Origin of the sequence: Dietzia cinnamea NBRC 102147 (genome assembly GCF_001571065.1) — a bacterium.
In the GTDB taxonomy this organism is placed as follows: domain Bacteria; phylum Actinomycetota; class Actinomycetes; order Mycobacteriales; family Mycobacteriaceae; genus Dietzia; species Dietzia cinnamea.
Genome location: NZ_BCSW01000071.1, coordinates 1 through 11423, shown reverse-complemented (window position 1 = coordinate 11423; position 11423 = coordinate 1). Strand labels below are relative to the sequence as shown.

Here is an 11423-nt window from a genome sequence, read left to right as displayed (position 1 = left end):
ACCACCTCGACCGCCTCATCGCCGACGACGGCCACCTCACCAACCCACCCGGCGCCGAACGCGCCCTGCGCGCCACCTCCCGCGGCGACAGGCCGGAGCAGCCGACGTCGCCGGAGCGCCCAGAACGCCCAGGGCGGCCGGCGTGACCGGGCGGAGCCGATCAGCCCGGCTGCTGGCCCTCGGGCACCGAGCCCATTCCGACCCCGGGCTGGCACAGCTTCCAGGCGCCGTCCTCGTCGCGCATCCGCACCTGCTCCGGACCGGACCCGTCCGACTCGGATTCGACCGTCGCCATCGCTTCCGCGCCGCCGTCCGCGATCTCGACCCCGGTCACCTCGAGGTCCTCCGGGAACGAGCCCGCGATCGACTCGCGGAACATCGAATCGAGATCCGGCCCCGTCGCCTCGCTCGACGCGGTGATCGTGTCCACCAACTCCTGCGGGACCCGGTTCTCCGCGCACATATGACTGTTGAACTCGTCGAACGACTCCGCCGAGCTCATCTGCTCCAGCGTCTCGGCCACAGCCCGCTCGGCCCGCCCCGACGACGACAACGGCCCGGCCAGGAACGCCCACGCGACCGCGGCGACCACGACCAGCGCAACCACGGCCACCGCCGCGAGCACACCACCCCGGCCCGGGCGATCGCCGCGCCCGTCACCCGACAGACGTGCCCCACCCTCCGGGCCACCGCCCGGCTGCCCCCCGGGACCCGGATCTCCGGCGGGGGGCTGCTGGCTCGTCGTCGTCATCCACTACTCCAAAGACACCCGTCGCGGCCCCGGACGGGCCGCGTCGACCCGCCACGGTAGCCGACCGGCCTGAGATTCAGTGGGGACAGGGGCCCCGGCGCCCGCCGACTCTCAGGGCAGCAGTCCCGCCGGTTCCAGACGGTCCGAGCCGTGCGGCGAACGCCAACTGGCCAGCGGGTACGCACCGCTCGCGGGGTCCTCGCGCGCGACGAGCGCCCAGTAGTCGGCGTGCGCGTAGCCGCTCGTGAACTCGACCACCGTGAAGCCGTGCCGGTCCAGATCGGCCCAGCGGACGTGGCGGTTCACGCCGGTCAGCGCGCCCTGCGCGGCTTGCGAGAGGGGATTGCCCTCCGGCAGCCCCACCATGTCGTTGATGTTGTTGCTCGTGATGGACGGGGTGACGAACTCGACCGCTCCCGTGCCCGCACCGGGGTAGTCGGCGGCGTCGAGCGGCACCTCGTTGGCCCACGACGTGTGGATGTCGCCGGTGAGGAAGACGTGGTTGCGGTTGCCCGTCGCGCGGATCACCTCGAACAGGCGACGGCGCTCTCCGGCGTAGCCGTCCCACTGGTCGGAGTTATAGGTGATGCCCTCGCGCGGGATGCCGAGCAGTTCGGTGAGCGCCCCGGTCGTGCGGGCGTCCAGAGGCGGGATCAGCACAGGGGTGACCATGACCGAGTTGCCGATGACGTTCCAGCGGGCCGTCGACGACGCCAGGCCACGGGCCAGCCAGTCGAACTGCTCGGCGCCCGTCATGGTGCCCGTCTGATCGGTCGCGCGGCCGTTGAAGCGGCCCGGATCTTCCGAGCGGTACGAGCGCAGGTCGAGCATGCTCAGCTCGGCCAACGCGCCCCACCGCAGGCGCCGGTAGAGGTGCCCGCCGTCGCGCAACGACTCAGGCCGCACCGGCATCCACTCGAAGTAGGCCTGCGCGGACGCGGCCTTGCGGTCGGCGAACGGACCCTCGTGCGGCTGATGGTTCTCGGCGCCGTGCTCCCACGAGTTGTTGGCGAGCTCGTGGTCGTCCCACGTGCAGATCCACGGCACGTGCGCGTGCAGGGACTGCAGGTCGGGGTCGGTGCGGTACTGCGCCAGACGGATCCGGTAGTCGGCCAGGGTGACGATCTCGTGCGGCGGATCGTGCGGGCGGACGGCGCCGGCGGCGGCCGTGTACTCGCCGCGGCCGTACTCGTAGATGTAGTCGCCGAGTTCGATGATCGCGTCCAGGTCGCCACGCGCCTCGAGGTGGCGGTAGCCGGCGAAGAACCCGGCCTCCCAGTTGGAGCACGAGACCACGCCGACGCGCCAGCGGCCGGTGGCGGGCATCGCACCGTCGGCGGGGGCGGTGCGCGTGCGGCCGGTGCGTGAGGTCTGGCCGAGCGCGTGGAACCGGAAGTGGTACCACCGGTCCGGCGCGAGGCCTGCGCAGTCGAGCTTGACGGTGTGGTCGCGGCCGGCGTCGGTGGTGACCGTGCCCGATCGGACGATGGTGGCGAAGCCCGGGTCGGTCGAGACCTCCCAGTCGACGACGACGAGGTCTCCGATCCCGGACCCCGGGGCCGCCTGCTCTGTCGGCGTGACGCGCGTCCACAGGATGACGCGGTCCGCCATCGGGTCGCCGGACGCGACGCCGTGCCGGAACACGGTCGAAGCGGGCCCACCCGCGGTGTCCCCGGTGACGGGTCCGCCCGCTGCGGCGGCTGCAGACGCGGCGCGACCGGTGAGGGCCCCGGCGCCGACCGCCGCCCCGGCCAGCGCCCCCGCCCGCAGGAGGGAGCGCCGGCCGAGGCCCGCGCGGTACCCGGAGGGATCGGCAACAGAGTCGGTCATGTGACCAGCGTGACCGATCGATCGCCCCCGCGCCCCGGTTATCGCCGAGGCGTCATCGAGTGTTCATCCCCGGGTCCGGCGGTCAGCGCGTGGTGGACTCGGCGGGCGCGCCGTCCACGACCATCTGCTCCAGCTCGCTACGCGTGGGGGTCGACAGGTATCGCACCATCGAGTCGTCCAGTTCGCGCAGCCACGGTGTGTGATGCTCGGCGGCCATCGTGCCGGTCATGACCGAACGGTGCGGCTTGTCGCGGTAGGTGAGGATGTTGGCGGCCTTGTCGTCCTTCCACGCGAGGAAGATGCGGACGACCTCGTCGAGGTCGAACTCCGGGTAGTCGGTCGCGTCGATGAGGTCGCGGATGTAGTCGGCCTGGAACCGCACCTCGTCGGCGTCACCGTCGAGCTTCTGGAAGCGGTCGCGCCAGGCGCGCATGTGCGCGGCCCGGTCCTGCGCCGAGGGCAGCGGCGTGCGTCCGAGGATGAGGTCGCGGACGTACCAGGCCTGCGCGTCGAACATGTTGAACGTGAACCACTGGTCCTGGGCGCCGAGGTAGTACACGCGCGGGTTCTTCTGCCACACCACGCCCCGGTACAGGCCGGAAGGGTAGATGTTGTTCGGCGACTGCAGTGCGAGGTCGGCGGGCAGGAACGGATACTTGTGCAGGTAGCCGGTGCACAGGATCACCGCGTCGAACTCCCGCGTCTCGCCGCCCGTGAAGTGGACCGTGCTGCCGTCGAAGCGGTCGATGAGCGGCAGCTCCTCCATGCCGTCCGGCCAGTCGTAGCCGATCGGCCGGGTGCGGTAGGACATCGTCACCGAGCGGGCGCCCATCTTGAACGCCTGGACGCCGATGTCCTCGGCGGAGTAGGAGGCGCCGACGAGCAGGACCCGCTTGTCCGCCAGGTTCTCGGCGCCGCGGAAGTCGTGGGCGTGCTGGACCGAGCCGGGGAAGGTGTGGATGCCCTCGAACCCGGGCACGTTGGGGAAGCTGAAGTGGCCGGTGGCGACGATGATGCGGTCGAACTCGGAGGTGGTGGTGCGGCCCGAGCGGAGGTTCTCCACGGTCACGGTGAAGTTGTCCTGGTCGCGGTCGTAGTCCACCCAGCGCACGGCCGTGGAGAACTGCACCTGGTCCTTGACCTTCGACCGGCGCACGCGGCCGTCGATGTAGTCCCACAACACTTCGCGCGGTGGGTAGGACGGGATCGGCCGGCCGAAGTGCTCGTCGAAGGTGTACTCGGCGAACTCCAGGGCCTCCTTCGGGCCGTTCGACCACAGGTTGCGGTACATCGAGGAGTGCACCGGCTCGCCGTACTTGTCGATCCCGCTGCGCCAGCTGTAGTTCCACTGGCCGCCCCAGTCGTCCTGCTTCTCGTAGCAGACGATCTCGGGGATCGAGGCGCCCGCGCGCTGCGCGGACTCGAAGGCCCGCAGGGCGGCGATGCCGCTGGGGCCGGCTCCGAAGATGGCGATTCGTTGATTAGACAACTACATTCCTTCCGGCCGCCACCGGCCACTCGTTCGTCTCGGGCAGAGACGTTCGGTGGAGGCGGGGCGTCGGCGGAGGGGTCTCCGCGCGCTCCGGGCCTCGACACCGGACCATCGATCCCGCGTCGCGGCGGCGGTCAGTGCGGCCTGCGGCAACGCGACCGCGGCGCCCGTCGTGGGGCGCCGCAGGGCTCTCACCATAGCAAACGCTTGTCGTGCGCTCCCCGGACGGTCCGTTCGCCCCTCCCCCGGGAGCGGTTCCGGCAATTCGTGGACAATGGTCGGCATGACCCAGTTCGGAGATCTCCTCGGCCCCCCGCCCACCCGTCTGACCGGCGATCCGGAGGCGGAGGACGCCCTCGCCGCGGGCGAGGACCCCCGCACGGTCGCAGCCGACCATCCCGCGGCGTCGATCGCGTGGGCCGAGCTCGCCGAGCGCGCACTCGACGCCGGCGACGCGGTGACCGCGTACGCCTTCGCCCGCACCGGTTACCACCGCGGGCTGGATCAGCTGCGCCGCCACGGCTGGAAGGGCTTCGGCCCGGTGCCGTACGACCACGAGCCGAACCGCGGGTTCCTCCGCGCGGTCGCGGCGCTGGCCCGCGCCGCGCAGTCGATCGGTGAGGAGGACGAGTACATCCGTTGCCTGGACCTGATCAATGAGTCGGACCCGCACGCCGCCGCGCCTCTCGGCCTGGCGTGATCGTCTAGACGCCCGCGCGCTGGGCGTCTACGCCGCGCTGCCGGTTCCGCTGAGGACGCGGACCCGGCGTCTGGCGTACGCGTTCCTGCCGATCCTGCAGTGCGGCCTGGCCGCCGGGATCGCGTGGTACATCGCGTTTGACCTGCTGGGGCACCCCGCGCCGTTCTTCGCGCCCATCGCGGCCGCCATCGCGCTGGGCACCGGGATGGGCCGGCGGGTCCGCCGCGGCATCGAGCTGGTGATCGGCGTCGTGGTGGGCGTCGGCCTGGGGGATCTGCTCATCGCGCAGATCGGCTCCGGCCCGTGGCAGATCGCCGCGGTGGTGGTGCTGGCGATGTCGGCGGCGGTGTTCCTCGACCGGGGCGCGCTCGTGGGGACGCAGGCGGCGTCATCGGCGATCCTCGTGGCCACGATCCTGCCGCCGGGTTCGGCGGGCGGCTACGAGCGGATGGTGGACGCCGCCGTCGGCGGTGTCGTCGCGCTGGTGGCGATGTCGCTCATCCCCGTGCACCCGCTGCGGCGCGCCCGACGCGAGGCGGCGTCACTGCTCGGGGTGGCCTCGTCGGTCCTGGCGGAGGTCGCCGAGGGCCTGGACCGCCGCGACTCCGACCGCATCCGCGAGGCGCTGCAGGACGCCCGCGACACCCAGCCGGCGATCGACGCGGTGGAGGAGCAGCTCGCGGGGGCGCAGGAGTTGGTGCGGATCTCGCCGTTCTACCGTCGGCGCCGTCCGGAGGAGGTGGAGCTGAGCCGGATCCTCAACCCGCTCGACAACGGCATCCGCAACATCCGGGTGCTGGCGCGGCGGGCGATCGTGGCCGTCGACGACCAGGTCGACGTCCCGCCCGCGCTCAGTTCGCTGCTGGCCGCGCTCGCCGACGCGGTGGAGCTGCTCGCCCAGCGGGTGGCCGCCGACCCCGACGCACCCGGTGCCGCGACGGTGCTGCGGGAGTTGCGCGCGGTGTCCGCGCGGGCCAAGCGGGAGCTGGTGATCGGCTCCGGCATGACAGAGATGGTGATGCTCGCCCAGATCCGGTCCATCCTCGTGGACGTGATGCAGGTGGCGGGCCTGAGCAAGATCTCCGCACTGGCCACGCTGCCGCCGACGGTGCGGACGCCGGCCGTGTCGCCGGAGCTGCTCAAGGAGGAGTGGCCGGATTCGCCGGACCGGCCCGCGCCGGAGATGCCGCCGTTCAGGGCGACACGAGCCTCCATGGCTCGGTATGACGGTAGAAGGTCGTCCTCTTGATGGCCCTCCGGCCGGTGACCCCGTCGCGGGTGAGAAGGCCGGCCTCGGTCCCCAGCTGGACCGCGCGGGCAGCGAGCCACGGCCGTCGTCGCAGCCAGCGGGGGCGGGCGGCCGTGGCGACGACGCCGGGCAGGTCCGGCGTCGGGCGGACGGTGAGGGTGTCGATCTCGCCGGAGAAGACCCGGTTGTCGTCGGCGTAGGCCTCGCCCACCAGGTGGCCCCCTTCGGGGCCGCGGACGGTGGCCTCGCCCACGAGCGCGGTCCCGGTGTCGTCGCGCACGAGGGGTACCTCGCGGGCACTGCCCCGGACGCCGAGCTTGGCGGCCTCCGAGCCGGTCGGCAGGCCGTACGCCTTGGTGGCCGGTGTCGGTTCGTCGGCGACGTACGCGATCTCCACGTCGAGATTCTCGGTGCGCATGAGTCGGGTGAGGAGCGCGGCCAGTCCGGCGTCGCTGCCGCACACGACCAGCCGGCGGCGGGTGCCGACCTCCGAGAGCGCGCGCGCGACCTCGTCCTTGGTGGGGGCCGCACTGACCTCGATGCGGGGGTGTTCGCCGAGGACCGTCGGGACCGGCGCGGAGCCGCAGCGGATGACGATCATGACCTCCATCATGACCGCAGCCGCCGGAGGTGGCGAACCTGGGGCAGGATGGAGGTGTGCAAGCACAGGCGCACGACATCGATCGCGGCAGCATCGATCTCAACTGCGACCTCGGGGAGGCCCGCCGCGGCACCCCGAGGTGGGCGGCCTCGCTCGCGCCCCACGCGGGGCCCGATCCCGACGACGCCGCCCTGCTGGCCGTGGTGACCTCCGCCAACGTCGCGTGCGGCTTCCACGCCGGCAACCGGCCCACGATGAACGCGACGGTCGTCGCGGCCGCCGGGCGGGGCGTGGCCGTGGGCGCGCATCCCTCGTACCGCGACGCGGAGAACTTCGGTCGCGTCGATCACGACCTCGGTCGGGAGGAGGTCGCCCGCATCGTGGCGTTCCAGCTGATCGAGCTCGACATGGCCGCGCGACGCCACGGCTCGCGGGTACGTTACGTCAAGCCCCACGGGGCCCTCTACAACCGCATCGTCCACGATCGCGAGCAGGCGGCCGGTGTCGTCGACGCGGTCCTGGCCTACGCCGCGGTCGCCGACGAGGACCCGCTGCCGATCCTCGGCCTGCCCGGTGCGGCGGTCCTGACGGAGGCCGAGAAGGCGGGCGTGCGGGCCGTGACCGAGGCGTTCGCCGACCGCGGGTACCGACCCGACGGCACCCTCGTGCCGCGCGGCGAGCCGGGAGCCGTCATCACCGACGCCGACGAGGTCGCCGCCCGGGTGGTGGCCATGGCCACGGGGCGGGAGATCACGGCCTCGGACGGCTCGCCGGTCGTCGTCGAGGCCGCGTCGATCTGCGTTCACGGGGACACCCCTGGAGCCGTCGACCTGGCGCGCCGGGTGCGGTCGGCTCTCGTGGCCTCCGGCGTGTCGTTGGCGCCGTTCGCGCCGGCGGGGGAGAGATGACGACGACGAGTATCCGCCGCTGTGGAGAGGCCGCGCTGCTGCTCGAGTGTGCGGGTCTGGCAGAGGCGGTGCAGCTCGCCGGGAGGGTTCGCGGGTTGCGGCCGGAGGCCGTCGACGTGGTCGCGGCGGCCCGCACCGTGCTGGTGACCGCGCGGGAGGCCTCGGCGCTGCCCGGGCTGCGGCGGCGGGTCGAGGCCCTCCTCTCCGAGGAGCCGCCGTCCACCCAGAATCCGCTACCCGGGGACCGGATCCGCTACCCCTATGCGGGTAGCGGATCCGGAGGGGGAGTAGCGGATCCTGGGGCCGCGGGCGGGGTCGGGGACGCTGGCGGGGTCGGGGCCGCGGGTGGGGCGGCCGAGGTGATCCTCGACGTCCGCTACGACGGGCCCGACCTGCACGCCGTCGCCGACCTGGCCGGGCTGTCGACCGAGGCGTTCGTGCGGACCCACACGGCGATCGCCTGGCGGGCCGCGTTCGGCGGGTTCGCGCCCGGATTCGCCTACCTCGTGGACGCGCGGGAGCTCGATGCTCGCAACCCGGACGCGCGCGGAGGCGAGCAGCGCGTCCACGCCGAGCCGCGACCCCTGCCGACCGTTCCACGGCTTCCGTCCCCGCGGGCGCGGGTGCCGGCCGGAACGGTGGGCCTGGCGGACCGGTTCTGCGCCGTCTATCCCGGTGCGTCGCCCGGCGGGTGGCAGCTCATCGGCACCACCGACGCCCGGCTCTGGGACGTCGACCGCTCCGACCCGGCCCTGCTGACGCCCGGAACGGTCGTGCGGTTCCGCGACGCCGGCGGCTCCGGCGGCCCCGGTCACCCGGGCGCGGACCGATGAGCCTGCTGGTCCTCCGCGCCGGGCCCGCCGTCCTCCTGCAGGACCTCGGCCGCCCCGGACACGCCGACCTCGGGGTGACCGCCTCCGGGGCCGCCGACCGCGCCGCCGCCGCCACCGCTCTCCGGGCCGTCGGCACCGACCCCGCCGCCGCGGTGCTCGAGGTGCTGCTCGGCGGGCTCAGCGTCCTCACGGACGCCCCCGCGATCGTGGCGGTCACGGGGGCGGACGCCCTGGTCGTCGTCGTCACCCCCGACGGATCCCGACGCACCGCCGCCACCGGCGACGTCCTCCGCCTCGACACCGGGTCCACGCTGGAGATCGGCCGGCCCGTCGCCGGGGTGCGCAGCTACGTGGGCGTGCGCGGGGGGATCGACGTGCCGCCGGTGCTGGGCAGCCGATCCCGTGACACCCTGTCCGGGCTCGGCCCGCCGCCCGTCACCGTCGGGGACGTCCTCGACGTCGGCGACGCGGTCGTGGGCCCGTGGGCGGACGGATGGCAGGCGGCCGTCGGCGGCACCGACGCCCGCCAACCCGTCGACCTCGATGTCATCCCGGGCCCGCGCGACGACCTCTTCCCACCCGAGGCGTGGGACGTCCTCGCGGCGACCGGCCACGTCAGCGGCCACGCCGACCGGGTGGGCGTGCGCATCGACCCCGCCCGGCCCGTACCGCGCCTGTCCAAGGGCGAGATCCCCAGCGAGGGCATGGTGCGCGGCGCCGTCCAGATCCCCGCCGACGGCCGCCCCGTCGTGTTCGGCCCCGACCACCCCGTCACCGGCGGCTACCCCGTGATCGGCGTCCTCACCTCCCACAGCGCCGACCGGATCTCGCAGCTCCTGCCCGGAACGCCCGTGAGACTGCACAGGGCGCGGGGGGTCGGCGACTAGGGTGAGAGCGGTCAGAAGACTAATCTGGAGTGCTGGTGTGCGCGGAATCACGAGAAGGTGTCCGTCCCTCACCGTGTAGACGACTCTTTTCGAGGTGAAAGCGAACCATGCCAGCGATCGTTCTGATCGGCGCCCAGTGGGGCGACGAGGGCAAGGGCAAGGCCACCGACATCCTGGGCGGCCGCGTGGACTACGTGGTCAAGCCCAACGGTGGCAACAACGCCGGCCACACCGTGGTCGTGGGCGGCGAGAAGTACGAACTCAAGCTCCTGCCCGCCGGCATCCTCTCGCCCACCGCAGTACCCGTGATCGGCAACGGCGTGGTGGTGAACCTCGAGGCGCTGTTCGACGAGATCGAGGGGCTGCAGGCCCGCGGCGCCGACACCTCCCGCCTGCGGATCTCCGCCGACGCCCACCTCGTCGCGCCGTACCACCAGGCGCTCGACAAGGTCACCGAACGGTTCCTCGGCAAGAAGGCCATCGGCACCACCGGGCGCGGCATCGGCCCCACCTACGCCGACAAGGTCTCCCGCGTGGGCATCCGCGTGCAGGACGTGTTCGACGAGTCGATCCTGCGACAGAAGATCGAGGGCGCGCTGCACCTCAAGAACCAGATCCTCGTGAAGATCTACAACCGCCGCGCGGTCGAGGTCGAGGAGATGGTCGAGTACTTCCTGTCCTACGCCGACCGCCTGCGGCCTATGGTCTGCGACACCACGCTGATGCTCAACGAGGCCCTCGACCGCGGCCAGTCCGTCCTCATGGAGGGCGGCCAGGCCACCATGCTCGACGTGGACCACGGCACCTACCCGTTCGTCACCTCGTCCAACCCCACCGCCGGCGGCGCGTGCGTCGGCTCCGGGATCGGGCCCACCAAGATCACCCACTCGCTGGGCATCGTCAAGGCGTACACCACCCGCGTGGGCGCCGGGCCGTTCCCCACCGAGCTGTTCGACAAGTGGGGCGAGTACCTGCAGGTCACCGGCGGTGAGGTGGGCGTCAACACCGGCCGCACCCGCCGCTGTGGGTGGTACGACGCCGTGATCGCCCGGTACGCCGCGCGCGTCAACGGCTTCACCGACTACTTCCTCACCAAGCTCGACGTGCTCACCGGCATCGGCGAGATCCCCATCTGTGTGGCCTACGACGTGGACGGCGTCCGGCACGACGAGATGCCCATGACGCAGACCGACTTCCACCACGCCCAGCCGATCTACGAGACCATGCCCGGCTGGGAAGAGGACATCACCGGGGCGCGCGAGTTCGGCGACCTGCCACCCGAGGCCCGCGATTATGTCCTGCGGCTCGAGGAGTTGGCCGGCTGCCACATGTCGTACATCGGCGTGGGGCCCGGCCGCGACCAGAACGTGGTGCGGCGCGACATCCTGGGGTGACCCCGGCGCGCTCGGGGAGCGATGGGAACTGCCACTCGGGTCAGAAGGGCAGGCCCGAGATCTGCGGGAGTTCGAAGGCGCCGCCGGCGATTCCCGCGCTCACGGCCAGAGCAGCCGAGACGCCCAGGCCCGCCAGGAGAATCAGTCCCGCGCCGGGTGACCGGGTTGTCCAGCGAGCCGCCTGTGGACTTGATCGCTCTGTGGCGGTCTTCTGTGGCTACTTCTTGGCGGCGGCGTACTAAATCGGGCGTTCTGCCCGGAGGGATTAAGGCGAGTCGGGCGGCTCTCGGGTGTGCGGTGGGGTCTGCCTCGGCCTTATCAGAGTCCGAATGCTCCGCCGTTGACCAGGATGAAGGCGCCCAGGCCGATCAGGACAATCGGGAACAGGATGTGCTCCCAGCGCTCCAGAACTTCGGCGATCGGTCGGCGGGTGGCGACGAACTTGGCCAGGCCCACCAGTCCCGCCACCAGCACCAGGAACACGACGCAGTAGGCGACTACGGCTCCCGGGCCCACGTTGAGAAAGACGGGGACGTAGACGCCGATGTTGTCTCCGCCGTTGGCGAAGGTCACGCCGGCCACGGTCCACACGGCGACGTTCTTGCCCTCGATCTTTGCGTCGTCGTCATCATCGTCCCCGCGCCAGGCCTGCCATGCGGCCCACAGTCCCAAGCCGAGTGGGATCAGCCCGAAGTAAGGGATGGCCTCCGGGGGCAGGAAGGCCCCCGCGCCCAGGGAGACGAGCACAGCGGCGCCGAGTATGCCGACGAACCCAAGA

At 72.3% G+C, this 11423-nt stretch carries 11 protein-coding genes; 6 read left to right on the top strand and 5 right to left on the bottom strand.

The window, feature by feature from the left end; genetic code table 11:
• Positions 1–160: 160 nt before the first annotated feature.
• The 3 genes from DCI01S_RS15075 to DCI01S_RS15065 form a co-directional block, all read right to left on the bottom strand.
• Positions 161–751, bottom strand: a complete 591-nt coding sequence (locus tag DCI01S_RS15075) for an Rv0361 family membrane protein (protein WP_061229984.1) — start codon at positions 749–751, stop codon at positions 161–163.
• Positions 752–862: 111 nt separating this feature from the next.
• Positions 863–2581, bottom strand: coding sequence for an alkaline phosphatase D family protein (locus tag DCI01S_RS15070; protein ID WP_061229983.1), 1719 nt, complete (start codon positions 2579–2581; stop codon positions 863–865).
• A gap of 82 nt (positions 2582–2663) precedes the next feature.
• Complete coding sequence (locus DCI01S_RS15065; protein WP_061229982.1) at positions 2664–4070, bottom strand: trimethylamine monooxygenase; 1407 nt, start codon at positions 4068–4070, stop codon at positions 2664–2666.
• A 286-nt stretch (positions 4071–4356) separates the two neighbouring features.
• Here DCI01S_RS15065 and DCI01S_RS15060 point away from each other — a divergent pair, with 286 nt between their 5' ends.
• Positions 4357–4773 carry a DUF3151 domain-containing protein gene (locus DCI01S_RS15060; RefSeq protein ID WP_043567286.1) on the top strand — a complete coding sequence of 139 codons (417 nt, stop codon included), beginning with the start codon at positions 4357–4359 and terminating at the stop codon, positions 4771–4773.
• Complete coding sequence (locus DCI01S_RS15055; protein ID WP_061229981.1) at positions 4730–6022, top strand: FUSC family protein; 1293 nt, start codon at positions 4730–4732, stop codon at positions 6020–6022. The genes DCI01S_RS15060 and DCI01S_RS15055 overlap by 44 nt, the downstream gene beginning before the upstream one ends.
• Here the strand turns inward: DCI01S_RS15055 and DCI01S_RS15050 are convergent.
• Complete coding sequence (locus DCI01S_RS15050) at positions 5967–6623, bottom strand: hypothetical protein (protein WP_082767861.1); 657 nt, start codon at positions 6621–6623, stop codon at positions 5967–5969. The two genes, DCI01S_RS15055 and DCI01S_RS15050, sit on opposite strands and share 56 nt — an antisense overlap.
• Before the next feature lie 56 nt (positions 6624–6679).
• On the opposite strand from DCI01S_RS15050, the gene DCI01S_RS15045 reads away from it, so the two are divergent.
• From DCI01S_RS15045 to DCI01S_RS15030, 4 genes are all read left to right on the top strand, one after another.
• Complete coding sequence (locus tag DCI01S_RS15045) at positions 6680–7531, top strand: LamB/YcsF family protein (protein WP_061229979.1); 852 nt, start codon at positions 6680–6682, stop codon at positions 7529–7531.
• Positions 7528–8364 carry a 5-oxoprolinase subunit B family protein gene (locus DCI01S_RS15040; protein WP_082767859.1) on the top strand — a complete coding sequence of 279 codons (837 nt, stop codon included), beginning with the start codon at positions 7528–7530 and terminating at the stop codon, positions 8362–8364. The genes DCI01S_RS15045 and DCI01S_RS15040 overlap by 4 nt, the downstream gene beginning before the upstream one ends.
• A complete protein-coding gene (locus DCI01S_RS15035) occupies positions 8361–9251 on the top strand; it encodes a 5-oxoprolinase subunit C family protein (protein WP_061229978.1) in 891 nt (296 codons plus the stop codon). The genes DCI01S_RS15040 and DCI01S_RS15035 overlap by 4 nt, the downstream gene beginning before the upstream one ends.
• A 107-nt stretch (positions 9252–9358) precedes the next feature.
• On the top strand, positions 9359–10645 hold the full coding sequence (locus DCI01S_RS15030) for an adenylosuccinate synthase (protein ID WP_061229977.1): 1287 nt from the start codon (positions 9359–9361) through the stop codon (positions 10643–10645).
• 318 nt (positions 10646–10963) lie between these two features.
• Here DCI01S_RS15030 and DCI01S_RS15025 read toward each other — a convergent pair.
• Positions 10964–11423, bottom strand: a 460-nt coding sequence (locus tag DCI01S_RS15025) for a cadmium resistance transporter (RefSeq protein WP_061229976.1), incomplete at its 5' end; no start/stop codon positions are given.

Coding starts and splice junctions, on each gene's coding strand:
- DCI01S_RS15075 (WP_061229984.1), bottom strand. CDS start 751: ATGACGACGACGAGCCAGCAGCCCCCCGCCGGAGATCCGGGTCCCGGG.
- DCI01S_RS15050 (WP_082767861.1), bottom strand. CDS start 6,623: ATGATCGTCATCCGCTGCGGCTCCGCGCCGGTCCCGACGGTCCTCGGC.
- DCI01S_RS15055 (WP_061229981.1), top strand. CDS start 4,730: ATGAGTCGGACCCGCACGCCGCCGCGCCTCTCGGCCTGGCGTGATCGT.
- DCI01S_RS15035 (WP_061229978.1), top strand. CDS start 8,361: ATGAGCCTGCTGGTCCTCCGCGCCGGGCCCGCCGTCCTCCTGCAGGAC.
- DCI01S_RS15070 (WP_061229983.1), bottom strand. CDS start 2,581: ATGACCGACTCTGTTGCCGATCCCTCCGGGTACCGCGCGGGCCTCGGC.
- DCI01S_RS15060 (WP_043567286.1), top strand. CDS start 4,357: ATGACCCAGTTCGGAGATCTCCTCGGCCCCCCGCCCACCCGTCTGACC.
- DCI01S_RS15030 (WP_061229977.1), top strand. CDS start 9,359: ATGCCAGCGATCGTTCTGATCGGCGCCCAGTGGGGCGACGAGGGCAAG.
- DCI01S_RS15040 (WP_082767859.1), top strand. CDS start 7,528: ATGACGACGACGAGTATCCGCCGCTGTGGAGAGGCCGCGCTGCTGCTC.